This is a genomic window from Streptomyces sp. NPDC048278 (genome assembly GCF_040652195.1).
In the GTDB taxonomy this organism is placed as follows: Bacteria; Actinomycetota; Actinomycetes; order Streptomycetales; family Streptomycetaceae; genus Streptomyces.
In genome coordinates, this window is record NZ_JBEZLP010000001.1 from 120529 (window position 1) to 146101 (window position 25573).

General features: G+C 72.9%; 24 protein-coding genes and 1 pseudogene. 8 read left to right on the forward strand and 17 right to left on the reverse strand.

Translation table 11 applies throughout. The features are described 5' to 3' along the window. Nucleotides 1-122 precede the first annotated feature (122 nt). Nucleotides 123-1013 carry a DUF3152 domain-containing protein gene (locus tag AB0D74_RS00565; RefSeq protein ID WP_362578507.1) on the reverse strand — a complete coding sequence of 297 codons (891 nt, stop codon included), beginning with the start codon at nt 1011-1013 and terminating at the stop codon, nt 123-125. A gap of 139 nt (nt 1014-1152) precedes the next feature. Between AB0D74_RS00565 and AB0D74_RS00570 the strand changes: the two genes are divergently transcribed. From AB0D74_RS00570 to AB0D74_RS00590, 5 genes are all read left to right on the forward strand, one after another. Beyond that, nucleotides 1153-1845: a response regulator transcription factor gene (locus AB0D74_RS00570; protein WP_362578510.1), complete on the forward strand. Its 693-nt coding sequence runs from the start codon at nt 1153-1155 to the stop codon at nt 1843-1845. A gap of 44 nt (nt 1846-1889) precedes the next feature. Further along, nucleotides 1890-3326, forward strand: coding sequence for a HAMP domain-containing sensor histidine kinase (locus tag AB0D74_RS00575; RefSeq protein WP_362578513.1), 1437 nt, complete (start codon nt 1890-1892; stop codon nt 3324-3326). Then, a complete protein-coding gene (locus AB0D74_RS00580) occupies nt 3323-3907 on the forward strand; it encodes a hypothetical protein (protein ID WP_362578515.1) in 585 nt (194 codons plus the stop codon). Before AB0D74_RS00575 ends, AB0D74_RS00580 begins: the two co-directional genes overlap by 4 nt. Nucleotides 3908-4115: 208 nt before the next feature. Beyond that, entirely contained in the window at nt 4116-5126 is a 1011-nt protein-coding gene (locus AB0D74_RS00585; RefSeq protein WP_362578518.1) for a 3-hydroxyacyl-CoA dehydrogenase NAD-binding domain-containing protein, read from the forward strand. Then, nucleotides 5123-6019 (forward strand): 3-hydroxyacyl-CoA dehydrogenase, encoded by an 897-nt coding sequence (locus AB0D74_RS00590; RefSeq protein ID WP_362578521.1) that lies wholly within the window; start codon nt 5123-5125, stop codon nt 6017-6019. Before AB0D74_RS00585 ends, AB0D74_RS00590 begins: the two co-directional genes overlap by 4 nt. 51 nt (nt 6020-6070) lie before the next feature. Here AB0D74_RS00590 and AB0D74_RS00595 read toward each other — a convergent pair whose 3' ends face one another. From AB0D74_RS00595 to AB0D74_RS00630, 8 genes and pseudogenes are all read right to left on the reverse strand, one after another. Then, nucleotides 6071-6763 (reverse strand): hypothetical protein, encoded by a 693-nt coding sequence (locus tag AB0D74_RS00595; protein ID WP_362578524.1) that lies wholly within the window; start codon nt 6761-6763, stop codon nt 6071-6073. Next, entirely contained in the window at nt 6750-7226 is a 477-nt protein-coding gene (locus AB0D74_RS00600; RefSeq protein ID WP_362578527.1) for a DUF6114 domain-containing protein, read from the reverse strand. The genes AB0D74_RS00595 and AB0D74_RS00600 overlap by 14 nt, the downstream gene beginning before the upstream one ends. A 93-nt stretch (nt 7227-7319) precedes the next feature. Then, nucleotides 7320-7943: a DUF6230 family protein gene (locus tag AB0D74_RS00605; RefSeq protein WP_362578531.1), complete on the reverse strand. Its 624-nt coding sequence runs from the start codon at nt 7941-7943 to the stop codon at nt 7320-7322. A gap of 197 nt (nt 7944-8140) precedes the next feature. Then, nucleotides 8141-9283, reverse strand: coding sequence for an LLM class flavin-dependent oxidoreductase (locus tag AB0D74_RS00610; protein WP_362578534.1), 1143 nt, complete (start codon nt 9281-9283; stop codon nt 8141-8143). A 29-nt stretch (nt 9284-9312) separates the two neighbouring features. After that, on the reverse strand, nt 9313-10497 hold the full coding sequence (locus AB0D74_RS00615) for an SfnB family sulfur acquisition oxidoreductase (protein ID WP_362578537.1): 1185 nt from the start codon (nt 10495-10497) through the stop codon (nt 9313-9315). A gap of 4 nt (nt 10498-10501) precedes the next feature. After that, nucleotides 10502-11056, reverse strand: coding sequence for an NADPH-dependent FMN reductase (gene ssuE, locus AB0D74_RS00620; protein WP_362578540.1), 555 nt, complete (start codon nt 11054-11056; stop codon nt 10502-10504). A 28-nt stretch (nt 11057-11084) separates the two neighbouring features. Next, a pseudogene (gene sfnG, locus AB0D74_RS00625) lies at nt 11085-12214 on the reverse strand (dimethylsulfone monooxygenase SfnG). 144 nt (nt 12215-12358) lie between these two features. Next, nucleotides 12359-12442 carry a putative leader peptide gene (locus tag AB0D74_RS00630; protein ID WP_362580122.1) on the reverse strand — a complete coding sequence of 28 codons (84 nt, stop codon included), beginning with the start codon at nt 12440-12442 and terminating at the stop codon, nt 12359-12361. Between the two features lie 137 nt (nt 12443-12579). Here AB0D74_RS00630 and AB0D74_RS00635 point away from each other — a divergent pair, with 137 nt between their 5' ends. Continuing rightward, complete coding sequence (locus AB0D74_RS00635) at nt 12580-13491, forward strand: LysR family transcriptional regulator (RefSeq protein ID WP_362578543.1); 912 nt, start codon at nt 12580-12582, stop codon at nt 13489-13491. Nucleotides 13492-13789: 298 nt separating this feature from the next. After that, a complete protein-coding gene (locus AB0D74_RS00640) occupies nt 13790-15508 on the forward strand; it encodes an alpha/beta fold hydrolase (protein WP_362578546.1) in 1719 nt (572 codons plus the stop codon). Here AB0D74_RS00640 and AB0D74_RS00645 read toward each other — a convergent pair. After that, the gene (locus AB0D74_RS00645; RefSeq protein ID WP_362578549.1) at nt 15498-16760 is read right to left on the reverse strand and encodes a beta-ketoacyl-[acyl-carrier-protein] synthase family protein; all 1263 of its coding nucleotides are present in this window, start codon (nt 16758-16760) and stop codon (nt 15498-15500) included. The genes AB0D74_RS00640 and AB0D74_RS00645 overlap by 11 nt on opposite strands. Nucleotides 16761-17238: 478 nt before the next feature. Between AB0D74_RS00645 and AB0D74_RS00650 the strand changes: the two genes are divergently transcribed. Continuing rightward, nucleotides 17239-17763 (forward strand): winged helix-turn-helix domain-containing protein, encoded by a 525-nt coding sequence (locus tag AB0D74_RS00650; protein ID WP_362578552.1) that lies wholly within the window; start codon nt 17239-17241, stop codon nt 17761-17763. A gap of 75 nt (nt 17764-17838) precedes the next feature. Here AB0D74_RS00650 and AB0D74_RS00655 read toward each other — a convergent pair whose 3' ends face one another. The 7 genes from AB0D74_RS00655 to glpK form a co-directional block, all read right to left on the reverse strand. Beyond that, on the reverse strand, nt 17839-18573 hold the full coding sequence (locus AB0D74_RS00655; RefSeq protein WP_362578555.1) for a response regulator transcription factor: 735 nt from the start codon (nt 18571-18573) through the stop codon (nt 17839-17841). 50 nt (nt 18574-18623) lie between these two features. Beyond that, nucleotides 18624-20051, reverse strand: coding sequence for an MFS transporter (locus tag AB0D74_RS00660; protein ID WP_362578558.1), 1428 nt, complete (start codon nt 20049-20051; stop codon nt 18624-18626). 137 nt (nt 20052-20188) lie between these two features. Continuing rightward, nucleotides 20189-21154: a ThiF family adenylyltransferase gene (locus tag AB0D74_RS00665; protein WP_362578561.1), complete on the reverse strand. Its 966-nt coding sequence runs from the start codon at nt 21152-21154 to the stop codon at nt 20189-20191. Next, nucleotides 21151-22140: a hypothetical protein gene (locus tag AB0D74_RS00670; protein ID WP_362578565.1), complete on the reverse strand. Its 990-nt coding sequence runs from the start codon at nt 22138-22140 to the stop codon at nt 21151-21153. Before AB0D74_RS00670 ends, AB0D74_RS00665 begins: the two co-directional genes overlap by 4 nt. After that, a complete protein-coding gene (locus AB0D74_RS00675; protein WP_362578567.1) occupies nt 22137-23366 on the reverse strand; it encodes an acyl-CoA dehydrogenase family protein in 1230 nt (409 codons plus the stop codon). The genes AB0D74_RS00670 and AB0D74_RS00675 overlap by 4 nt, the downstream gene beginning before the upstream one ends. A 59-nt stretch (nt 23367-23425) precedes the next feature. Next, on the reverse strand, nt 23426-23797 hold the full coding sequence (locus AB0D74_RS00680) for an SCP2 sterol-binding domain-containing protein (RefSeq protein ID WP_362578570.1): 372 nt from the start codon (nt 23795-23797) through the stop codon (nt 23426-23428). A gap of 234 nt (nt 23798-24031) precedes the next feature. Beyond that, on the reverse strand, nt 24032-25552 hold the full coding sequence (gene glpK, locus AB0D74_RS00685) for a glycerol kinase GlpK (protein ID WP_362578573.1): 1521 nt from the start codon (nt 25550-25552) through the stop codon (nt 24032-24034). Nucleotides 25553-25573: the final 21 nt, after the last annotated feature.

The window sequence follows — 25573 nt, forward strand, 5'->3', positions numbered from 1 at the left end:
CCGTTCGTCTCCGTCTCCCTCTTCGTCCCACGCGGGCCAGGTCGCCACCCGCGGTCGCTCCGGGCACTGGAACGGCTCCGGCACTGTGACCCCTCGGGTGCCGGAGGCGGCCGGATCGGTGGTCAGGGCACGGCAGGGCCGGTCAGGTACCGGCCCTGTCCGTCGTAGGGCCAGACGTTGGGCAGGCAGCCGTGCATGCCCTTGATCTGCTGCATCATCACGGGAGCCGGGCGCCCCGGACCGGGACAGCCGACGTGTCCGTGGCCGAGGAAGTGGCCGACCTCGTGGTTGATGATCAGCGCCCGGTAGTCCTTGACGCGGTGGGCGTAGACGGGGGTCGCGAGCAGCCAGCGTCTGAGGTTCACCATGACCTGGTCGGCCACGTTGCAGTTGACCTCACCGCCGGTGTCCAGGCCGTACTGCCCGCAGATCCTGTCCACCGTCCGGGGTGTCGCGACCCGGACGACGAAGTCGGCCGGACCGCTCGACACCCGCTGGAACGCCGAGTGGCCGTCGGCGGTCCAGCCGCGCGGGTCGGCGAGGATGCGCTCGACCTGCCGGGCGACGTCCGCCGTGGCGAGGCCGGTCCCGTTCTCGACGTCGACCCGGAAGCGCAGGAGCGTGCCGGAGCCGACCCTGGTGCTGCCGCCCGGTGCGCTGGCGAACGTGCCCGGTCCGGCCGTCGGGATCTGCGGCGAGGGCGAGGTACGGGGGCTCGGTGAGGCGGAGCCGGAGGCCGGGCCGGGTGACGGGGACCGGGAGCCGTGCGCCGGGCCGGTGACGCCGACGCGGCCGGACCGGGCCCGCTCGGTGGCCCCACCCTTCTCCCCGGCGTGGGGTGCCCCCGTACCGGACGAACCCCCGTCGACGGCCACGTACCCGGCGGCCACCAGGACCGCCAGCGCGGCCACGGCTCCCAGGACCGGCCCTCTCCCTCTCCTGCCGCGCCGGACGGCGTGGGAGGGGCCGCCCCGGCGGCGACCGCGGGAGGAACGTGCTGTGCGCGTGGTCATGACCGTCAGGCTGTGATCGGAATGTGATCGGATCTGGCGCGGACGATAACGAATGCATAACGAGCGAGGCGTCGCGGGTTTATATGATCGTCCCGTAACAAACGGACGGTTGTGCGGATCTCATGCGGATACTGAGCGCATGCCACGCGTTCTGCTGATCGAAGACGACCGTGCCGTGCGGGAGGGGGTGGCCCTCGCCCTGCGCCGCCGGGGACACGAGCTCGCCGCCGTCGCGACCGGGGAGGACGGGCTGGAACGGGTGCGGTCCTTCCGGCCGGACGTCGTGGTGCTGGACCTCATGCTGCCCGGGATGCCCGGACTCGACGTGTGCCGCCGGATCCGCGGCCTGGACCAGACCCTGCCGATCGTCATGGCGACCGCGCGGGGCGACGACGAGGACATCGTCGTGGGCCTGGAGGCGGGCGCCGACGACTACGTGGTCAAGCCCGTGCAGGCACAGGTCCTCGAGGCCCGCATCCGCGCGGTGCTGCGCCGGGCGGGCGGGCCGCCCGCCGACGCCGGCATACCGAGGATCGACACCTACGGAGAGCTGTCCGTCGACCGGGCCGGGCTCTCCGTCACCCGCAGCGGGGTGCCGGTCCCGCTCGCCCCGTCCGAACTCCGGCTGCTGCTCACCCTGTCCGCCTCGCCCGGTCAGGTGTTCAGCCGCCAGCAGCTCCTCGAAGCGGTCTGGGAGCACAGCTACCACGGGGACGCACGACTGGTGGACGCCTGCGTGCGGCGGCTGCGCGCGAAGATGGGCGAGCCGCCGCGCGAGCCGCGCTTCGTCCAGACCGTGCGCGGCTTCGGCTACCGGTTCGCCGCCCGGTGAGGCGGTCGCGTCTCCCACAACTGCGCGGTCTGCGGATCCGCCTGGTGCTCGCCTTCACACTGGTGGCGGCCGTCACGGCGGCCACCACCGGTGCCCTGACCTTCCGCGAGGCCCGTACCGGCGTCCTCCAGCAGAGCCAGGACGCCGTGATCCAGCAGCTGCGCACCCAGGTCGGGCGCCTCGCCCCGGACCTCGCCTTCCCGCCGGACCGGGCCGCGCTGGCGCGGTTCGCGCAGGACGTGGCCGGCTCCGAGCCGTCCGGGACCTGGCGGGTGCTGGCCGCCTACGGCACGCTGAGCGCCACCTCCGTCCCCGGCGACCGCTTCACCGAGCTGACCCCGGCCGTCCGCGCGGCCGTCGGCTCCAGCCTGGCCACCGTCTTCCAGCGGGTGGCCGTCGGGGACCGCACCGCACTCGTCGTCGGCATGTCGGTCGCCTTCGCCGACGCACCCACGCGGGGCGTGTACGCCTCCGGTGTGCAGGTCTTCCTGACCGTGCCGCAGACCACCGAGCGCGCCTACGTCGACGCCCTGGTCACCGCCGCCGAACGCGCCGCCGTGCCCGCGCTGACGCTCGCCGTGCTGCTGGCACTGCTCGCCGCCCGCGGGGTGCTGCGGCCGGTGAGGGCACTTCGCCATGCCACCCGCAGCATCGCCGAAGGCCGCCTGGACACCCGGCTCGCCGTCGACGGATCCGACGAACTCGCCGATCTCTCCCACACGTTCAACGAGACGGCCGCCGCGTTGGAGAAGTCGGTGGCCGAACTGCGCGGCATGGAGGCCCGGGCACGCCGGTTCGCCGCGGACGTGTCGCACGAACTGCGCACCCCGCTCGCCGCCATGTCCGCCGTCACCGACGTCCTCGACGAGGACGCCGCCCGCCTGGACCCGGACACCGCCACCGCCGTCCGTCTGATCAGCGAGGAGACCGTGAAACTGGCCCGGCTGGTGGACGACCTGCTGGAGATCTCCCGTTTCGACGCGGGCGCCGCGGTGCTGCACCTGGACGAGATCGACCTCGCCGAGTCCCTGCGGCGCAGCCTCGACGCCCGCGCCTGGGCCGGCCTGGTCGACTGCGACCTGCCGCCGCCCGGCGCGCTGCGCGGCCGTGTCGACCCGCGCCGCCTCGACGTCGTGGTCGCCAACCTGGTGGGCAACGCGCTGCGGCACGGTGCCCGGCCCGTCGCCCTGCGCCTGTACGACGGCGAAGAGCCCGGCGGGGCGCGGCTCGCGGTGATCGAGGTGCTGGACAGCGGACCCGGTATCCCGGACGACGTGCTGCCGCAGGTCTTCGAGCGGTTCTACAAGTCGGACGCCGCCCGCACCCGCACCGAGGGCAGCGGCCTGGGCCTCGCCATCACCGCGGAGAACGTCCGGGTGCACGGCGGCACGGTCCGCGCCGCGAACCGGCCCGGGGGCGGAGCCGTCTTCACCGTACGGCTGCCCCTGCCGGCCGACGAACCGCCCGCGGAGGACCGGTGACCGGCTTCCGGCAGCGGGTCCGCCGCGCGCTCCTGCTCCCCGTGGCCGTGTGCGCCCTGGCCTCCTGCGGCATCCCCACGACCGGCGTGGTGCAGGCGGGCGGTCCCGCCAGTGGCGTCGTGCCGACGGCGCGGCTGTACTTCGTGCGCGAGGGTGCCCTGGTCGCCGTGCAGCGCCCGACCGCCGCGCCGGGCGATGTCGGGGCGGCGGTGCGGGACCTGCTCCGGGGTCCGACCGAAGCGGAGCTGAGCAGGGGACTGACGACACGGCTGCCCCTGATCACGGGCACGCCGACGGCGGTCCAGGCCGTCCCGGCGTACGGCGGAGCCACCGCCGTACCTCGGACACCGTCCTCGGCGGACCTCGTGAAAGTGACGGTGAGCGGCGGCCGGGTCTCCGTCCGGCTGTCGTCCGCTGCGGGTGAGCCGGGCGATCCCGGCCTCGCGGCCGGCCAGCTCGCCTGCACGGCCGCCGCGGCCCGGCGCACGGCCGACCCCGCCGGCGAACCCGGGCCGGTGACGGTCACGCTCCCGGACGGCCGCCGCTTCGAGGAGGCCGCCACGAGGTGCCCCGGTGGCTGACACCCGGCTCATCGCCCGGGCCGGGGCCGGCGATCACGGCCCCGGGACCGGATTTCGTGCCGTCGGACCGTTCTGCGGTTAGCTTGGAGGCATGGCCGCGGAACACCCGCAGGCCGCACAACGGCTGTCCGTGGTCACGGAGCACGTGGGGTCACTCACGTCTTCGGGAACGTCCTGGAGAAGGTCGACGGGGCCGAGGTGATCAGCCATGACATCCCACCGGCCCGTCCACCGCGTGGCCGTCGTCGGGACCGGCACCATCGGTGCCGGCTGGGCGACGCACTATCTCGTCCGTGGCTTCGACGTCACGGCCACCGACCCCGCGCCCACCGCCGAGAAGGCCCTGCGGTCGTACGTGGCGGGCGCCTGGGACACGGCCGCCGCGATCGGGCTCGCCCCCGGTGCCTCACCCGACCGCCTCGGCTTCACGCCGGACATGCGGCAGGCCGTCGCGGACGCCGACTTCGTGCAGGAGAACGCGCCCGAGCGCCCGGAGCTCAAGGTCAGGCTGTTCGCCGACCTCGACGACGCCACACCACCGGACTCGATCATCGCGTCGAGCTCCTCGGGCATCACGATGAGCGCCATCCAGGCGGACTGCCGGCACCCGGAACGGACCGTCATCGGCCACCCCTTCAACCCGCCGCACGTCATCCCCCTCGTGGAGGTGGTCGGCGGCACACTGACCGCCCCGGAGACGGTCCGGGACGCCATGGCGTTCTACGCCGCGGTCGGCAAACGGCCGATCCACCTGAAGAAGGAGCTCCCCGGGCACGTCGCCAACCGCATCCAGGTCGCGCTGTACCGCGAGGTCGTGTACCTGATCCAGGAGGGCGTGCTCGACGTGGCCGACGCCGACGACGCGGTGTCCTGGGGGCCGGGGCTGCGCTGGGGCGTCATGGGCCCGTCCCTGCTGTGGCACCTCGGCGGCGGCGAGGGCGGCATCCGGCACTTCATGGACACCCTCATGCCGCGCGTGGCCGGGTCCTGGGCGCAGTTGAGCACCCCCGAGTTCACGCCCGAGCTCAGGGACACGATCGTGAGCGGTGTCCTCAAGGAGGCGGACGGCCGCTCGGTCGACGAGCTGTCCGCCCGCCGTGACGCCATGCTCACGGCCCTGCTGGCCGTACGCGCGCGCCACGACCCGTCCGGGCCGCCGGACGATGCGGGGGACGGGGACGGGGACGCGCGGGGGCCGGACGCGGAGGAGGGACCGTGACGGGAGGCCGGGAGCGGCTGTTCGTGCTGGAGGCGAGCGGCGGTGGCCGCCTGTTCTCGGTGGACCCCGACGGCTCGGGCCGGACCGTCCTCGTCACCGGGTGCCGGATCCCCGACGGCGTCGCCGTCGACGTCGGCGCCGGGCACGTCTACTGGACGAACATGGGCGTCCCGGCGGAGAACGACGGCTCCGTCGAGCGCGCGGACCTGGACGGCGCCAACAGGACGACGATCGTCCCCGAGGGCGTCACGCACACGCCGAAACAGCTCCACCTCGAAGCGGCCGACCGGAAGTTGTACTGGGGTGACCGCGAGGGCATGCGCGTGATGCGCTGCGACCTGGACGGCTCGAACGTCGAGACGCTGGTGCGGACCGGTGAGGGCGACGACGACCGCCGCGACGAGACCAACTGGTGCGTGGGCGTGGCCGTCGACCCCGTCGGCGGTCGTCTCTACTGGTCCCAGAAGGGCCCGGGCGACGCGGGACGCGGCAGGATCCTGCGGGCCGGCCTCGCCCTACCGGCAGGACGGCCGCCGGACCGGCGCGGCGACGTCGAGGTGCTGTTCGAGGAACTGCCGGAACCGATCGATCTCGAACTCGACCTCAAGACAAGGGCGTTGTACTGGACGGACCGCGGGGACCCGCCGCGGGGCAACACCGTCAACCGGGCCCCGCTGGACCCGCCGGACGGCCGCTGGACGTCCGAGATCCTCCTGACCCACCTCATGGAGGGCATCGGCATCGCCCTCGACCCGGACGGTGGCCGCATGTACGTGACCGACCTCGGCGGATCCGTCTACGCGGCCGGCCTCGACGGGTCGGAGCGGCACGAGATCCTCGCCGCACAGGGCAACCTCACGGGCATCGCCCACGCCGTGCTGCAAGCGGCGTGAACCCGCTCGCCCGCCCCGCTCGCCCGCCCCGCCCGTCCGCCCCGCCAGGCGTCATGCGCGGCGCGGGACGTGTGCCGTGGTCCGCAGTTGCGGGCCCCGGATGGACAGCCGGCCGCCGTACTGGGTGAGCTGGGAGGCGGTCGCCGCGGCGAGCGTGATGGTGCGGGTGCGGGTGGCCGGGTGCGAGAGCCAGCGGGGTACCGCGTCGGGGGTGACGGAGATGGTGCGGTCCGCCGGGAGCGGGGCGCCGCCGAGGCCCGTGACCCTGCCGGTCAGTCTGCGGACGTAGAGGGTCGCCACCCCGCCCTTGCCCTGCCCCCTGAGCGTGGAGGTGGTCGCCGGCCTCGCCCGTAGCCGCATCGCCGCGCGGCCCCGGCCCGCGGTGAGATCGAGGCTGACGGCGTCCAGCGACCGTACGGTGAACTTCAGGGCCCGGACGCTCCCGGCGCCGGTGCGCACCGAGACCACCCCGCGGAATCTTGCGCCGCGGAGTACGAGCCGGTCGGCGCGGAGCACACAGGGGCCCTTCGCGGGACGGACCGGGGGCGTGGATCCGAGCCGTGCGGCGGCGACACGGCCGGAGACACGGTCGGAAACGCCGCCAGAGACGCTGCCGGGCAGGTGCGGCACGTCGAGGCGCAGGAGCGCGGCCACGCCGACCACGGCCAGCGCTCCCGCGACGGGCCGGGTCACCCGGCCCAGCAGCGGGCCGGCCTTGCCGGTGCGCGGGTCAGGAGGTGCCACCGCGGTCCTCCCCCGTCGCGACCGGCTGCCGGTCCGGTGCCGTCGGCGGTTCGTCGGCCGGGGGCGGCAGCCAGGCGCAGGCCAGGGAACCGCCGACCAGCCCGCCGGCCACGCCGAGGAAGAGACCGCCGAAGTTCGCCACGGGGAAGGAGACGACGGCGAGCAGGAGGGTGGCGATCCCGGCGAACACCCGGAGATGGGGGCGGTAGCAGAGCGCGACGCCCAGGACCAGGAGCAGGGTTCCGATCACCAGGGACCCGGCGCCGGAGGTGGTCGACAGGGCGAGCGGGATTCCGCCCGGATCCAGGTTCGCGTAGGGCCAGTAGAGGATGGGCAGTCCGGCGGCGAAGGTGAACAGCCCGGCCCAGAAGGGACGTTCGCCCCGCCAGGTGCGGAACCGGTGCCGGAACTCCGGCGCCCTGGCGAGCAGTTCACGTCCTCCGGTGAGTGGGTTGGTGATCACGCGTCCTGTCCTGATGAGTGGGGTGCTGGTCCCGGGCGCAGGAGCCGGGTCCCGGGTGTGCGGCCCGGTCCCCGCGCGCGGCGGGCACCGGGATCAGAAGCATGCGTGGTCGCCCTGCCGGAGCCGCACGCTCAGGCCCGGGATGCTGAAGGTGCCGGCGGTGACGGCGACCGCGGTCACCCGTACGTCGTTCAGGGTGGTCGACGTCGCCTGCTGGGCGACGCCGTCGGGATCGAAGAACTGCGAGTTCCGGTCGCCGGACCTGACCGGACCCTTGGTGAGGGCTCCCGAGGCGACGCCGATGTCCAGGCCGTTGAAACTCGCCTCGCCGACCGACTCGGTCGTCGCGTCGATGAAGAAGTTCGAGGTCTCGACCGGCCGGCCGGAACCGCCGGTGAGCCGCAGGGTCTGCGTGCCCAGCACCGGGACGTCGACGACGACGGACTGGCACAGCGTGGAGATCGTGGCGTGACGGAAACCGGAGACCACGACAGGGACGAGTTCGTGTTTCCGCGTGACGTCGACCATGCCGTAGAGGCTGAACCCACGGGCGGTCAGGGTGCCGGCGGACAGCTGGAACTTCTGGCCGGAGATGAAGAACGAGGCGGCGAGGACTCCCTGCGCCATGGCGACGCCGAGGGCCGCGCAGGCGGCGACGCCGGGCACCAGGACCACCGCGAAGCGTCTCCAACGGGTTCTTCCGGCGCGGTGCGACATCCCGTCTCCTTCGCTCGTGAGGTGGACCCGCCCATGCCGACAAGGCAGCAGATGCCCCGTTTGTCCGGTGATGGATCCTAGGCTCCCGGCTGCGCCGACCCACTGCACGCCAGGCCCGCCGGACGAGTGACGCAAGTTCTGCTGCTCTCTTCGGGCGACGGGGCCCCACGGGCGGGCGGTCCGCGGGGCAGGAACCCTCAGGAGGCGAACGGCACCTGCGCCGACGGCACTTCACCCGCACCCGCGGGGTGCCGCCACACGCCCGCCGCGGCCAGCCGGGGCAGCACCCCTTCCCCGAACCAGTACGCCTCCTCCAGATGCGGGTACCCGGACAGCACGAACTCCTCGATGCCCAGCGCCGCGTACTCCTTGATCCGCTCGGCGACCTCCTCGTGGGAGCCGACCAGTGCCGTTCCGGCGCCGCCCCGTACCAGCCCGATGCCCGCCCAGAGGTTGGGGTGGATCTCCAGCGCGTCCCGCCGGCCGCCGTGCAGCGCCAGCATCCGCCGCTGTCCCTCGGACTCGCTGCGGGCGAGCCCCGACTGCACCGACCGCACGGTCTCCGGGTCGAACCCGTCCAGCAGCCGGCCGGCCTCGGCCCACGCCTGCTCGGCGGTGTCCCGGGTGATGACGTGCAGCCGGATCCCGAACCGCAGGGTGCGGCCCTGTGCCGCGGCGAGCCCCCGGATCCAGGCGATCTTCTCGGCGACCTGGGCCGGCGGCTCGCCCCAGGTCAGGTAGACGTCGACGTACTTGGCCGCGACCTCGCCCGCGACCGGCGAGGACCCCCCGAAGTAGACCTCGGGCACCGGCTCGGGCACCCGGGCCAGCCTGGCGTCCTCGACCCGCAGGTGCTCCCCGTCCAGGTCGACCGTTCCGCCCTCCCACAACCCCCGTACGACCTCCAGGAACTCCCCGGTACGGCGGTACCGGGCGTCCTTGTCGAGGAAGTCCCCGTAGGCCCGCTGCTCGTGGCTCTCGCCCCCGGTCACCACGTTGAGCAGCAGCCGTCCGCCGGTCTGCCGCTGGAAGGTGGACGCCATCTGCGCGGCGAGCGTCGGCGAGACGAACCCCGGCCGGAAGGCGACCAGGAACTTCAGCCGCTCGGTGTGCTGGCTGACCATGGCGGTAGTCAGCCAGGCGTCCTCGCACCAGGCGCCGGTGGGGGTGAGCGCGCCCACGAAGCCGAGGTCCTCCGCGGCCCGGGCGATCTGGCTCAGGTAGGCGACCGTCGGCGGCCGGTCCCGTCCGGAGACGGTCGCCGGGGTGCCGTGACCGCCGCCGACGACGTGCCGGCTGTCCCCGTTGGTGGGCAGGAACCAGTGGAAGGTGAGGGACACGGGGGTCTCCGATCCGGGGAGGCGGGGGGTCACAGCAGGCCGTGGCGGGGCGGCCGGGTGCCGTTGAGGACGTACCGGCCGATGTGCTGGATCTTCCAGCGGGCCGGATCGTGCAGGGTGTGGGTCCGGGCGTCCCGCCAGTGCCGGTGCAGGTTGAGGGAGTTGAGGGCCGAGCGGGTTCCGGACACCTCGAAGAGCGCCCCGGCCACCTCGACGGCGGCGTCGGCCGCGGTCACCTTCGCGGCGGCCACGGCGACGGACGCCTCGGCGGCCGACGCGTCGGTGAGGCCGGCGCGGGCCGCGTCGACCGCGCGGGCGGCCTCCCGCAGCAGGGCCTCGGACGCCCGGACACGCAGGGCGAGTTCACCGAACCGCTGGATCAGCAGCGGGTCCTCGGCGGCGGTCTCGGCCCCGCTCTCGAACCAGGGCCTGCTCCTGGTCCGTACGAACTCCGCCGCCTCGGCCAGTGCACCCCCGGCGATCCCCACGTCGATGGCGGCGTGCAGCAACTGGGCCACTGCGCCGTGCAGTTGCGGTCCCCGGAAGGTCAGGTGGTGCGGCAGCACACGGTCGGCGGGGACGGCCACGCCGTCCAGCCGGACGGTGCCGCTGGCGGTCGTACGCTGCCCCATGCCGTCCCAGTCGTCGACGACGGTGAGGCCGGGGGCGTCCCGGGGGACGTACGCCACGTGCAGGTTGTCGTCCTCGGCGCGGGCCAGGACCGGGATCCAGTCGGCGAACAGGGCGCCGGTGCAGTAGTGCTTGACGCCCCGCAGCACGTACGACCCGTCCGCCGACCGCTCCAGCCGGGTCCGGATGTCCTGGACGTGCTGCGTACCGGCCTCGGACTGGGCGTTCCCGAAGCGGGCGCCCGCGAGCAGCTCCGCGAAGAAGAACTTCCGCTGTGTCTCGGTGCCCTGACGGCGCATCACGTTGACGTACACGAAGTGGCTCTGCGGGATCTGGGCGAGGCTGCCGTCGGCCGAGCCGAGGAGCCGGAAGATCTCCGCGAGGGTCAGGGCGTCGACGTCGGCGCCGCCGTGCCCGGCGGGCACGGTGACGCCCAGCAGGCCCGAGGCCGAGAGCCGGTCCAGCTCGGCCCGTGGCAGGCGGCGTTCGGCGTCGCGTCCGGCGGCCCCGGCCCGGAACTCGTCGGCCAGGGCCGTCGCGACGGCGAGGGCCTCGGTGGCGTCGGCGATGACGTGGGCGGTCATCGGGTCAGCTCGCCGCGGCGAGGACGGGGGTGCCGCCGAGCGCGGCGGAGAACCGGTCGACGACCGGGGTGAGCGCCTCGACGACGGCCGGTGCGAGGGCCAGCGTGCCGTCCTCCCGCACGGTGATGTCCTTGTCGAGGGTGAACCAGCCCTGGACGATGTGCGCGGCACCCATGGAGTTGAGGACCGGGCGGAGCGCGTAGTCGATGGCGAGGACATGGGCGGTGGTGCCGCCGGTGGCCAGGGGCAGCACGGTCTTGCCGGTGAGGGCGTACTGCGGGAGCAGGTCGAGGAGGGCCTTGAGGACGCCGGAGTAGGAGGCCTTGTAGACCGGGGTCCCGACCACGACCCCGTCGGCGCGGGCGAACAGCTCGGTCGCCTCGACGATCGCCGGGTGCCGGAAGTCGGCGCCGAGCAGGGCCTCGGCCGGGATGGTGCGTACGTCCAGCGGGACGACCGCGTGCCCCTGGGCGGTCAGCCACTGGTCCAGGTGGCGCAGCAGCCTGCCGGTCCGCGAGGAGGCGGAGGGGCTGCCGGAGACGGAGAGAACGGTGGCCATGGGTGCCTCTTTCGTGGTGAGGGGTCGGTCAGACGGACGCGCTGTCGGCCTCGCGGGCCTCCAGCTCCCGGACCAGGGGCAGCACGCGCCTGCCGAAGTACTCGACCTCCTCGTGGTAGTGCAGGAAGCCGAGCAGGAAGAGGTCGACGCCGAGCCTCTTGTAGGCGACGATCCTCCCCCAGCCTTCGGCCGGGGGGACCCCCAGGCGATCTGCTCGGGGGTGCCGATGAGGCCGGTGCGGAAGCCGTCGTTGTACTGGACGAGGTCCTCGAAGGTGGAGTCCTGCCACATGCCCTTGCCGTCGGCGGCGGACTGCCCGGCCTGCTTGACGGCGGCGCCGAAGCCCTCGACGGCCTCGTTGTCGGCCTTGGCGATGATCTCGCGGAGGGTGTCGCGGGCCTCGGCCTCGGTGTCGCGGGCGATGAGGAAGCCGTTGAGGCCGAACTTCGGTGCCCTGCGGCCCGCTTCGGCGGCGGACTTGCGGACGTCGTTGATCTGCTCGGTCACCCCGTCGAAGTCCTTGCCGTTGGAGAAGTACCAGTCGGAGACCCGGCCGGCCATGGCCCGGGCTGCGGTGGAGTTGCCGCCCTGGAAGATCTCGGGGTGCGGTCGCTCGGGGGTGTTGAGCGGCTTCGGCTTGAGGGAGAAGTCCCGCAACCGGTAGAAGTCACCGGCGAGTTCGGTGTGGTCCTCGGTCCAGATCCGGCGCAGGGCCGTGATGAACTCCTCGGCGCGGCGGTAGCGTTCGTCGTGCTCCAGCCAGGGCTCGCCGAGCGCGGTGAACTCGCCCTTGAACCAGCCGGAGACTACGTTCACGGCGAACCGGCCGTTCGAGAGGTGGTCGGCGGTGGCGCCGAGCTTGGCGAGGACACCGGGGTGCCACAGGCCGGGGTGGACGGCGGCGATCACCTTCAGGCGCTCGGTGGCGAGCAGCAGGGCGAGGCTGAAGCTGGTCGACTCGTGCTGCAACTCGGCGCCGTAGCTGGCCATGTAGCGGACCTGGCTGAGCGCGTACTCGAAGCCGTTGTTCTCGGCGAGGACGGCGAGTTCGCGGTTGTAGTCGTACCCCCAGTCGGTGCGCTGTTCGATCTTGCTGGTGACGAGTCCCCCGCTGACGTTGGGGACCCAGTAGGCGAATTTCACGGGCGCGGCGGGCATGCGGAACTCCTGTTGCGAGTTTCGGGCACGCGAGAATTCACGGGGCCCGGTGCGGGCACGGCACGGTGAATTCAGGCGGGAAAAGGAGCAGAAAGGTGGGGAGAAGACGGGCGGAGAGCGCGGCGGATCCCGGTGGGTCGGCGATCAGGCCACGGCGCAACAGGAGGCGCTGGAGACGCGCGCGAGGTCGACGTGGCGTCGCCGCGTGAGGTCCAGTCGCATCTTCATGCCGTCGATGGTCGCAGTCGGTGTCGACGGGCGTCAAGGAAAACCCGACCGTTCTCGCATCGCGGACCATTGAATTTCACGAACGTGTGACAGGGAAACCCTTGAACGCGCCTCGAACGGCGGCGCATTCTGCCGGGGTGCGGACCGAACAGCTGGAATACATAGCGGCCGTCACCCGGCTCGGCTCGCTGCGCCGGGCGGCCGACGAACTGCGCCTGTCGCAGCCCGCGTTGAGCGAGACCGTGCGGAACCTGGAGCGGGAGCTGGGCATCGACCTGCTGGAGCGCAAGCGGACCGGGGCGACGATGAGCGCGGCCGGGCAGGAGCTGATGCCGCTCATCGCCGAGGTGCTGGAGGCGGTGGACCGGCTGCGGGCGGCGGCGGGCGAGCAGCACCGGATCAGCCGGATGGTGCGGGTCGGCACGGTCAACGCGGCGACCGTGCCGCTGCTCGTCCCGGTGCTGCGGGACTTCCGGGCCACGCATCCGGTCACCCAGGTCGAGGTGGTGGGCGCCCAGCAGACGGAGATCCACCGGGGGCTCGCCGAGGGCGGTTTCGACCTGGGGCTGGTGAACCATCTCGACGGCGACGACGTGCCCGCCGGTTTCGAGGCCACCGAACTGCTGCGCGGGCGGCCGGTCGTGTGCGTACGGCCGGACAGTCCGCTGGCCGGCCGGGCCGAGGTGTCGGCCGACGACCTGCTCGGCGTGCCGCTGATCGCGATGCGCACCGGCTATGTGATGCACCGCTACGTGCACCGGCTGCTGGCGGACCGCGCCCCCGTCTTCTCGTACTCGACGGACGGGGCCGAGATGGGCAAGCTGATGGTCGCGGAGGGGCTCGGCGCGACCGTGCTGCCGGACTTCAGCGTGGTCGGGGACCCGTTGGAGCGCGACGGCACGATCGTGTGCCGGCCGCTGGCCGGGGACGCCAGCGAGGTGGTGCTGATGCTCCAGCGCAGGCGGGCCGAGTCGGTGCCGCAGGCCGCGCGGGACCTGCACGAGACGTTCGTGCGACGGGCGGCGGAACTGGGCGCGGGCGGTGGCTGAGCGGAGGGATGTGCGGCGGTACGCCGTCTGCCGTCGGTCGGCCGCGGCGCCGTCGTGGCCGCTCGCGCAGTTCCCCGCGCCCCTTACGGGGCGCTTGGGCACATCGTTCCGGTCGTGCACCACGATCACGTTTCGTCCGCTTCGCCCTCGATGTTCCGCTACGGTGGGAGCCGCTCCGCGGACCGGGCAAGGAGACAGCATGCTCTCGGACTCGACCGACTCCACCGGCTCGACCGACTCGTCTCGCCCATCTGGCTCGTCTGGCTCGTCTGGCTCGTCCGACTCGTCCGACTCGATCGTGTTCGGTGCCGGGGGCTTCATCGGGCGCTCGCTGGTGGCGGAACTCCTGCGCAGGGGCCACCGGGTGGCGGCCGGCGTGCGCGGTTCCGGTGGCGGGCTGACGGCGTGGCTCGACGAGCAGGGCGTGGACCGCACGGCGCTGCGGGTGGTCCGGGCCGACATCACCGTCCCCGGTCTGGGGCTGCCGCAGGACGCGCTGTCGGGGGTCCGCGACGTCTACAACACCGCCGCACGCTTCGCGTTCGGCATCACGGCGGCGCAGGCGCGGGCGGTCAACGTGACGGGGGCCGTGCAGCTGGTCGCGTGGGCGGCGGGCCTGCCGGAGCTGCGCCGGGTGGTGCACATCAGCGGGTACCGCATGGCCGCAGCGGGCGGAGGGCCGCCGGACTACCGCCGGCTGGGCGCGTACGAGGCGTCGAAGCAGGAGGGCGACGCGGCGGTGCGGGCCCGCGCCGGCGAGCTGGGGGTTCCGCTGAGCGTCGCCAATCCCAGTACGGTGATCGGGCCGGGCCAGTACCTCGGCCTGGCCGAGGTGGTCTCCGGGCTCTGGCAGGGCCGGCTGCGGGCCCTGCCCGGCGGTCCCGGTGTCTTCCTCCCGGTGGTGCCCCTGGACCACTTCGTCCGGTTCCTGGCCGCTCTTCCGCAGGACCCCGGGAGCGCGGGCCGCACCTACTGGGTGCTGGACGACTCGACTCCCGAACTGCACGCGCTGGTCGGCCTGCTCGCCGGGCACATGGGGGTGCGCTCCCCCACCCGCTCGATCCCGCTGGGTCTGCTGCGCAGGCTGCCCCGTGCGATCACCCGGGCGGATCCCGAGACCCTCTCGTTCCTGTCGACCGACCGCTACGACACGGCCGCCGCCCGCGCCCTGTCCGCGGCGCACGGACTCTCCATGGCGCCCGTGCAGGCGGCGCTGCGTGAGTGGACCGACGACCTGGTCGCCACCCGCTTCGGCCGCTCCGGCACGTGCCGCCGCCCCTACGGCTTCCACGGCGTGGCGGGCACCCGCACCTGGGTGACCGGAGAGCGGCGGCGCCCCGGATACGTGCTGCTGCACGGACTCCTGCTGAGCGCCGACGCCTGGGCGGGCACCGCGGACCACCTGGACGCGCCCGCCCTCGCTCCCGACCTGCCCGGCTTCGGCAGGTCGGGAGCGGGCGCGGGCACCCTCGACGACTGGCTCACCGACCTGCTGCGCCCGGTGGAGACCCGGCCGGTGCTGGTGGCGCACTCCCTCGCGTGCGGCCCCGCACTGCGCTACGCCGCGGCCCGGCCCGAGCGGCTCGCGGCGCTCGTGCTGGTCGCGCCGGCCTTCCTGCAACGGCCGTCCGCGGCGGTGCTGCGCTCGCCGCTTGCCGTACCGCTGCTGCGCACGGCTCCCGCCGCCCGCCTGGCCGGTTCGCTCGGTCTGTCCGAGGGCCCGGGGTGCGAGGCGCTCGCGCTGGACCTGCGGCGCGCCGGGGCAGCACGCCGGGCGGTCGCCGCGCTGCGCGACGCCCACCGACAGCGCGCCGAACTCCGGCGTGTGCTGCGGGAGTTGCGGCTGCCCGTGCACATCGTCGTCGGGTCGACGGATCCGCTCGCCGAGCCCGTGGACACGCCGGTCACGGTGATCGAGGACGCGGGTCACTGTCCCCAGCTCACCCGCCCGGAGGCCGTGGCGCGCCTTCTGACGTCGTGCCGGGAACGGGCCGCCGCCCCGGGAACTACCTCGTGAAGGCGAGGACCACGTTGTGTCCGCCGAATCCGAAGGACGTGGACAGGGCCGCCCGGACGCCTGCCCGTCGCGGCCTGCCGGACACCAGGTCCAGCTCGATCCCGTCGGAGATCTTGTTCAGGTTGCGGACCGGCGGGACCAGGCCGTGGACCAGGGTGAGGACGGTGAAGACCGCCTCGACAGCCCCGGAGGCGCCCAGCAGGTGGCCGGTGGCGGACTTGCAGGCGGTGACCGCCGGGTGCGGGCCCACGGCCTCCCGCACCGCGCGGGCCTCGGTGACGTCCCCCAGCGGCGTGCCGGTGGCGTGCGCGTTCACATGGCCGATGTCGGTTCCGGCGAGGTCCGCGTCCCGCAGCGCCGCCCCGATGGCCCGTACCTGTCCCTCCGCGGCGGGCAGCGTCACGTCGTAGGCGTCGGAGGTGACACCGGCGCCGGACAGGGCCGCGTGGACGTGCGCGCCGCGCGCCCGCGCGAAGGCGGCGCGCTCCAGTACGACCATGCCGGCGCCCTCGGACATGACGAACCCGTCGCGGTCCTGGTCGAAGGGCCGGGACGCGAGGTCCGGGGCGTCGTTACGCAGGGACAGGGCGCGCATCCGGGCGAACGCGCCGAGCGCCAGGGGGTGCAGGCAGGCGTCGGTGCCGCCCGCGACGACCACGTCCGCGCGGCCGGACCGGATCAGCAGCGCGCCGACCGCCAGCGCCTCCGCACCGGACGCGCAGGCGCTGGTCGGGGCGTGTGTGCCGGCCCGGGCCCCCAGCAGCAGGCCGACCGCCGCCGCGCTGCCGTTGGGCATCAGCATGGGCACCGTGTGCGGTGAGATGGCGCGCGGGCCCCGCTGCTCAAGCCGGTCGTCCTGTTCGAGGAGGGTGAGCCCGCCGCCGATGCCGGTCCCCACGACCACCGCGAGCCGCTCCGGCTCGACCTCCGGCGCTCCGGCGTCCGTCCACGCCTCCCCGGCCGCCACGACCGCGGCAGCCTGACTGCGGTCGAGGCGCCGCCGCCGGATCCGGTCCAGCCGTAAGGAGGGGTCCTCGCGCATGCCTCCTGCGATGCGGACGGGCAGCTGCTCGGCCCAGGGGGTGTCAAGGCGGGTCACGCCGGACCGGCCGGAGAGCAGCGCCGCCCAGCTGGACGGCACGTCGCCGCCGAGCGGGGTGGTCGCGCCGAGGCCCGTCACCAGCACCTCGGCGCTCGGGGGTGTTCGCCGGCCGGTGTGGGGCCGGCTCGTCTCAGTGGTCGCGGGCAGCATGACGGGTTCCTTCCGCGCGGTGTCGCTGTCTCTTGCCTTGGGTCGCCGGCGGGAGGTTCTCCTGCGTCTCCCAGGACGCCGGAGGGAGCCCGGCCGTCACCAGCACCATGATGGCGATCAGTAATTCCCCGGAGGTGAGAATTTCTTCGGCGCTTTCCATGCATTTCCCGGAGTCCAAGAATGCGGCCTATTCATTCGGCACATCTTCTCGGAGAAATCTACTCGCCCGGAACGGTCCGGCGCTTCACTCCTTTTCACGAGATCCGGGCAGGTCCGGGAGACCACACAAAGGACCATTAGAACGATTAACAGCCCACAGCCTGTCTTATTTTATGCAGATAACCCGGCGACGCCCCCGCTAATGCGCTTGTTGCCGCGACGCTTGAACACCCTGCATAGTGAGGTAGTAATGCCGCAGGGGGAACGAGACCGACAGGATCTCGCATAATTCCAGTCACCCGAAAGGAGAAGTCAATTCGTGCCTCAATACAGTGAGGGGCAGTTATTCTCGGCCGCCCAGGACGTACGTGTCCTGCGCTGGCCGGTCGAGGTGCAGGAACTGGAACAGCTGCGGCGGCGCGGAATCCTCCGCCTCCTCGTGGTGGAGAACGGCGCGACGCCGCCGGTGCCGAGCGACTCGCGGGAGGACTGGGTCCGCGCGCCGGTCAGCAGAGCCGACTTCGCCGCCCGGGTCGCGGCGCTCCGGGCCCGGGCCGGCACACACCGGATCCCCGTCCTCGACCAGGACGGACTGCTCCGGTACGGCACCCGGATGGTGCCCGTGTCACCGACCCAGATGAACCTGCTGCAACCGCTGGTGGACCGGTACGGCACCCTCGTGGCCCGGCACGAACTGATCGCCCTGCTCCGCGACCGGCGCGGCACGGCCAGCCAGAACGCGCTGGACCTCCACATCATGAGAATCCGGCGCAAGGTGGTCCCCCTCGGACTGTGCGTCCGGACCGCCAACGGACGCGGATATCTCCTCGAATCCAGCGACTGATCTTCACAACAGCCAACGGAGCGAGCCCTGTTGAGCGCCATGCGCTCAACAGGGCTCGCGCGGAGCACCACAGGCTCACTGGAGCGCCCGCGGAGCGCGGGAGCCGGTCCACCGGCGGACGGGCTCCGGGCAGGGCGGCGCCATCAGGCCCGTCCGGTAGGCGTGGATGACCGCGTGCACCCGGTTGCGCAGGTTCAGCTTTTCCAGCAGCCGTTGCACATGGGATTTCACGGTGTTCTCGCTCAGCACCAGCACCGCGGAGATCTCCGTATTGCTCAGTCCCTGGGCGAGCAGCCGGAACACCTCCCGCTCCCGCCGGGTCAGCGACTGGAATCCCGCCGTCCCCGCCGCCGGAACACCGGGGAATTCAGTGGCCCGGGGAAACCGGTCACCGCCGTCCCCCGGAGGATCCCGCTCCTCGAAGAAGATCCGGTAGCCGGCCGCCACGACATGCACGGCGGACAGCAGTTCTTCCGCGGTGACCCGGTGGAGCACGACCCCGTGCACGCCGGCCCGGAGGGCGACGCGTGCGTCCGGGACGTCCTCGTGAGCCATGAGCAGCACGGCGGGCCCTTCGTCGCCGCAGCCCGCGGAGAGTTCGCCGACCAGTTCCGCGGCGTCGGCGGAGCCCGGGAGGACGCCGGCGAGCACCAGCCGCGGCCGGAGCGCACGGGCCATGCGCACCGCGCCCGCGAGGTCGGACGCCTCGCCGACCACCTCGATGCCTCCGTCCCCGTCGAGGACGGACCGGATCCCGGTACGGGCTATGGACCGTTCGTCCGCCAGCAGGACCCGGATCGGTGCGCTCATCGCTGTCCCCTCCCGTCCCTCCGACCGGCATGCCGATGGCGGGCATGCCGTCACACCAGGTCGCCCACGCATCCCGGCACGGCCGGTTCGGGGTCGGCGGGGCGGCCGTTGCGGGGGCGCCGCGGTACCAGCAGGGCCGCCAGCGCTCCGCAGGCGATCAGGGCGACGCCGGTCCACACCGCCGGAACCATGCCGTCCGTGAACCGGTCCGCGGTGGTGAGGTCCCCGTGCGCGGAGAAGACCGAGGCGAGGACCGCGATGCCGAGCACACCGCCCAGCTCACGCAGCGCACTGATCGACCCGGAGGCCATGCCGCGCTCCCCGGCGTCGACCGCGCTCATCACCATGTTCGCGGTCGGGGTGAAGTAGCAGGTCATCCCGAGTCCGCACAGCACCAGGGCGGGAACCAGCGACGGATAGGGAACCCCGGGCGAGACCCGGGCGGCGATCCACCCCAGTCCGAGGGCCTGGAGGGCCAGGCCGAGCGCGACGATGGTCCGGCCGCCGACACGGTCGGAGACCAGGCCCACCAGGGGCGCCACGAAGACGGGCACCGCGGTCCACGGCAGGATCCGCAGGCCCGCCTCCAGGGGGGTGTAGCCGCGCGGTCCCTGGAGGAACTGGGTGAGCAGGAAGACCGAGCCGAACATGCCGGCGAACATCAGCAGCCCGGCGGCGTTCATCGCGCTGAAGGTCCGGTGGCGGAACAGCCTCATCGGGAACATGGGGTGTTCGGCCCGCAGTTCCCAGCCGGCGAAGGCGATCAGGACGGCCGCGCCGCCGGCCAGCGACAGCAGGACGCGCGCGCTGCTCCAGTGGTCGGCGTGACCGTTGATGATGCCGAAGACGATGCCGAAGAGCCCGGCACTGGCCAGCACCGTGCCCACCAGGTCCAGGCGCGGGCTGGGGCCGTGGCTCTCGGTGAGCTTCCACCGGGCGACGGGCAGCACCAGCGCGCCGATCGGCACGTTGATCCAGAAGATCCACTGCCAGCTCAGGTGCTCCACCACCGCCCCGCCGAGGAGCGGGCCCATGGCGATCGCGACGCCCTCCACGGCACTCATCGCGCCCAGCAGGGCACCGCGCCGCCGCTCCGGCGCCGCCTCCGTGAGGATCGTCAGGTTCAGCGGCATCAGCAGCGCGGCGCCCAGACCCTGGACGGCACGGGCGGCGATCAGGGCGCCGATGCCGGGCGCCAGCGCGGCCCCGGCCGACGCGACGACGAAGACGCCCAGCCCGATGCCGAACATCCGCCGCCGCCCGAACCGGTCCCCGAGGGCCGCGCCGGTCAGCATGAGCACCGAGTAGGTGAGGGTGTAGGCGTTGACGGTCCACTCCAGTTGCTGGATGCTCCCGCCGAGGTCCTCGCGGATCGACGGCAGGGCCGTGATGACGACGAGGTTGTCGAGCGACACCATGGCCACGCCCAGGCCACAGCAGAAGAACGTCCACAGCACGTTCCGTTGCCGAACACTCATGTCCACCTCCGTGGTCGCGATGGCGACGCGGGCGCCGGCGGCACGGCCCCGCCCGGCCCGCGTCAGGAGGCCGCGCGTTCGCGTCCGGTGCGTCACCGGTGAACGCGCGGCCTGGGATCGGTACTTCGGGCCGGGGGTCAGGAGACGTCGCGGTCGGCCGCGGCCAGCGGTGCCCGGCCCGCGCCGGACCGTCGGGCCAGTCGCAGCAACTCCGGGAGCAGCGCCCCCAGTTCCACCGGCCACCGCGCCCGGCTGCGCCACCGCTCCGCGAGCGGCCTGGCCTTCTGGTGCACGTCGAGCCGGACCTCGGGCCGCACCCGCTGCCCGGTCAGCAGCCGCACCACCATGTGGGAGCTGATCACGCCGAACGCCATGGCCGTATAGGCGACCTGCGGGAAGCTGTAGTCGGTCCGGGCGTGGTTGGCCCGGATCTCGGCCAGCATGTCGGTCGGCACGTGCCGCAGCGGCACGGCCCGGCGCAGCAGGTCCCACATGTCGTAGCGGTCCGCGTCGCGGGGCCCGACGGCCCCGGCGAACGGTTCGCGGACGTACCGGTAGTCGTAGCAGCGGACGTACTGGGTGCCCGCCATGTCCCAGCCGGTGATCAGGGGCAGCCGCCGCTGTACGGCGTGGCGGTGGAGCAGGAGTTTGGCCCGCCAGCCCTCGGGGGTCGTCACGTCCACGCCGTCGATGACCACCTGGCAGGAGGCCGTCAGCTTCTCGACGGTCTGCCCGGTGACCCCTTCGGTGCACACCTCGACCGAGGCGTGCGGGTTGATCGCCCGTACCCGGTCCCCGGCCAGCGCGGCCTTGTTCCGGTCGAGGTCGGCGACGGTCGCCGACTGCCGGTTGAGATTGTTGAGTTCGTACGTCCCCGGGTCGGCGAGGAGGAATTTCTGCAGGCCGAGCCGGGTGAGCGGTTCGACCGCCGCGCCGCCGATCGATCCGCAGCCGGCCACCAGGACGGTCGCCGTGCGCAGTGCCCACTGGTCGGCCTCGGGCACCACACCGGCGTTCCGGGCGGTCAGCTCGGCGTAGAACCGGGCTTTCGCCGTGGGCCCGCCGGCCGTCTCCGGCATCGGTCCGCTGTCACCGTTCGTCACCTGCGGGTCCCTCCTCGTGCGGGTTCGGTGCGGTGTCCGGTACGCATCCTGCGCGCGGCCAGGGTGGTGATCACGGCCTGCCAGGAGGCCAGGTCGCTCGTCCCGTCGAGGTAGGCGCGGACCACGTCCCGGTACCAGGCGATGTCGGCGGGCACCGGGGCGGCGAACGGCTTGGCCACGACCGCCTGCCGGTAGATCGGCGCCATGGGGTCCGACGCGCACAGGGACGGCGCGGTGCCCTCGACGACGTGCAGGTCGAAGCCGACCAGCCGCAGGTGGCGCAGCGCGACGTGCTCCTTGGCGTCGCCCAGCACGACCCGCACGCCGTCGCCCAGCGCGAGCAGCGCCTCGCCGATGCCGAGCATGAGGTGCCAGGGAACACGGGCGTGCTGCTCGTCCCGCGGCATCGTCTGGTCCCGCAGGAACCGCTTGAACTCGAAGGCCTGGTGGGTGCCCAGGCCCGGTAGGGCGTACCTCCCCAGGAGGTCGATGCCGTGCGCCGCCTCGGTCGGGAACGGGGTGCGGGAGGCGGAGTCCAGGGGCAGACTCTCGGGGTCCGCCGAGCCGGCCAGTCCCACGTAGCCGCGGATCTTCCCGGAGCGCGCGCAGAGCGTGACCGTGTGGATGTTCTCCACGGGCGAGTGCGGCAGTGGTTCGTGGAAGGCGGCGGTGCGGTGGACCGCTTCGGCGGAGATCCAGTTCAGCCTCAGGTACTGGGCCAGGCGGAAGCCCAGCATCCCCTTGAGGTAGCGGGCCGGGAACTGGCTGTCGCGGCCGGTGACGGTGACCAGTGCGCCGGCGGGGTCCTCGACGAGGGAGAGCGGGGCGCCCGTGAGCTCCAGGGGCAGCCGGCGGTAGCTGAGCCGGTCGTGGAGCCGGATGACGTCCCGGGCGTAGCGCAGGGCGCGGCGGTCCCGGGTGGCGGCGGGCTCGGGGCCCGGGGCACCGGGTAAGGCGGGGGCGGCGGCCCGGCCGGCGGCGCTCACCACTCGTCCTTCTGGGCGTAGAGGCTCTCGGTGACGGCGAGTGCCAGGACCTCGGGGGTGCCCTCGTAGACACGGGTGCCGAGCGCGTCCCGCATCGTCTTCTCCAGGCCGTAGGAGCGCAGGTAGCCGCGTGCGCCGAGCAGGGACAGGGCCGTCTCCGCCACGTCGATGGCGGTCCGGTCCGCGAACAGCTTGGCCGCGGCCGGTTCGTAGACGGGCGGCGGCAGTTCGTTGTCGACCTTGTCCGCCGCCCGCAGGTACAGCATGCGGGCGGCGTCGACCTTGGCGGCCATGCCGGCCAGCTTCGCCGCCGTGAACTGCTGGTCCTTCAGGGGGCGTCCGCCCTGGACCCGCTCGCCGCACCAGGCGACCGCCTGTTCCAGGGCGCTGCGCGCCACCCCGGTGGAGATGCCGGCCACCGCGGCGCGCGCCATGTTGCTCTGCGCCATGTTGAGGGCCATGCCCTCGCCCTCGGCGCCGATCAGGTACTCGGCGGGCACCCGGACCTCGTGGAACTCCAGCTCGCTGCCGAGGCAGGCGCGGTATCCCATCTTGTCGGCCACGGGTCCGCGGACCACTCCGGGCAGGTCGAGGGGGACGATGAAGGAGGTGAGCCCGGTCGCGCCCGGACTGCCCTCCATGTTGGCGAACACGGAGGCGAACGCGGCGACCTTCGCGTTGGTGATGAACCGCTTGCGGCCCGTCAGCACGTAGTGGTCGCCGTCCCGGCGTGCGGTCGTCACGTTGCGCGCGTGCCCGGCCTGGGAGGGGATGATGAGGTCGCAGCCGGCCTCCTCCTCGGTAACCGCGTTGCAGGCGAGGACCGGTTCGTCGCCCGAGAACAGCGGCAGGAAGCGGGCCTGCAGCCGCGGGTCGCCGGAGAGCAGGATCGGCGCCTGACCGAGCAGGGTGGCGCCGAAGACCAGTGCCGTGCCCGGGCAGACCGCGGCCACCTCCTCCAGCGCGGTGGCGACGCCGAGCATCCCCACCCCCAGGCCGCCGTACTCCTTCGGGACCGCCGCGCGGGTGAGACCGATACGGTGGCCCCGGCCGACGAGGTCCCAGTCGAAATGCGCCGCCGGTTTCTGGTCGAGTTCCTGTACACGGGGTCGGACGACGTTCCGGGCGAATTCCTTCGCGGCCTCCCGGAACTGCTCGACGTCGTCCGGCAGCACGTCGAAGTTCAGCGCCGCCTCGGACACGGATTCGGAGAGAGCGGTATTCACGTGCGGTGTCACTCCTTGTGCGTTGGTTCGGTGCTCGGGACGGGTCGCCTCGCGGCGGTTCACGCGCCGATGCCGGCGGCCGTCGCGATGTCGGGGTACCGGTCGAACGCGGGCCGCAGCATGGGCACCAGCTCCAGTACCTTGGCGACCCGGCCGCGGATCCTGAGCCGGCCCGTGGCGATGGCGACGGGCACCAGGAGCCGCCCCATCCACAGCGCGTGCGCCGTGTCGCAGGACATCCGGAGGGTGATCGCCGCCGGTCCCGGCTGCTCCGCGCCGACGCGGACGCCGTCCTGCGGTGACACGAAGATCTCGCAGTCGGGCTTCGTGTGGACGAGCCGGACGGACAGTCCCTCCCGCCGGGCCCGCGCCACGAAATCGTCGTCCTCCAGCAATACGGCGAACAGACTGCTGAATACCTTCACGGCCATTTCACTGGACGGAAAAACGGACATGTTCCCCCTTCGCTCTTCGCTCGCTTCTCCTGCACGAAAGTGCCCGTGAAAGAACGTTAGGGGCCGTACCGACCTGATTCCACCGTGCCAACATAAGGCCGAAGGGAAGCAGAAAGGACACGGAAAGAAGGCGCGGAGACCGGGCGGCGGACAAACAGATCCCGGAAAGGAGAACGCCGAGGGAGCCCTCAGGCAGACCTCGGGGGGACCTCAGGCGGACCCGGGCGATCTGATCCAGCCCAGCGAGCGTTCGACGGCCCGCTGCCAGTTGTCGTACTCCGCCTGCCGGTGGCCGGGGTCCATTCCCGGCAGCCATCGGGCGGCCGGGTGCCAGTTGCGGCGCAGGACCTCGAGGTCCGGCCAGTAGCCCGCGGCGAGCCCGGCGGCGTAGCCCGCGCCCAGGGAGACCGTCTCGGAGACCATGGGCCGTACGACGGGCACGTCGAGCACGTCGGCGACGAACTGCATGAGCAGGTTGTCCGCCGTCATGCCCCCGTCCACCTTCAGCTCCTTCAGGGCCACCGACGAGTCGGCGTTCATGGCGTCGACGACCTCACGGGTCTGCCAGCCGGTGGCCTCCAGGACGGCCCGGGCCAGGTGCCCGCTGGTGATGTAGGAGGTGAGGCCGACGATGACGCCGCGCGCGTCGCTGCGCCAGCGGGGTGCGAAGAGGCCGGAGAAGGCGGGGACGATGTAGCAGCCGCCGTTGTCCTCGACGGTCCGGGCGAGGGTCTCGATCTCCGGCGCGCTGTTGATCAGTCCCAGCCGGTCGCGGAACCACTGGACCAGCGCGCCGGTGACGGCGATCGACCCCTCCAGGGCGTACACCGGCTGCCGGTCCCCGATCTTGTAGGCGACCGTCGTGAGCAGTCCGTGCCGGGACCGCACGAGGTCGGTACCGGTGTTGAGCAGCAGAAAGCTGCCCGTTCCGTACGTGCACTTGGCCTCGCCCGGGGAGAAGCAGGTCTGGCCGAAGAGCGCCGCCTGCTGGTCGCCGAGCGCGGCCGTGATGGGAACGCCGGGAAGCTGCGCGCGGGCCTCGCCGTAGGTCTCCGCGGAGGACCGGATCTCGGGCAGCATCGGACGGGGGACGCCGAAGAACGCCAGGAGTTCCTCGTCCCAGGTGAGGGTGCGGATGTTCATCAGCATGGTCCGGCTGGCGTTGGTGGCGTCGGTGATGTGCAGTCCGCCGTCGGCGCCGCCGGTGAGGTTCCAGATCAGCCAGCTCTCGATCGTGCCGAACAGCACCTCGCCGTCCTTCGCCCGCTGCTCCAGGCCCTTGACGTGGTCGAACAACCAGCGGATGCGCACCGCCGAGAAGTAGGTGGAGGGCGGCAGGCCGCACCGGTCGAGGAAGAACTCCTCGCCGGGCCGGACCCTGAGTTCCTCGACCAGCGGCGCCGTGCGCGTGTCCTGCCAGACGAGCGCCCGGCCCACCGGGGTGCCGGTACGCCGGTCCCAGACCACGGTCGTCTCGCGCTGGTTGGCGAGGCCGATGGCGGCGACCTGGCTCGCGTCCACAGCCGTACCGGCGCCGGTCAGGACCTCGGTCATCACCCGTCGCAGGTTCTGCCAGATCTCGACCGCGTCGTGCTCGACCCAGCCGGGGCGGGGGAAGTGCTGCTGGTGCTCCCGCTGCGCGACCGACACCAGCCGCCCGCCCCGGTCGAACAGGATGCATCGCGTGGAATTGGTGCCCTGATCGATGGACATCACATAACGTTCGACCATGATCGGGACCGCCTTCCGATG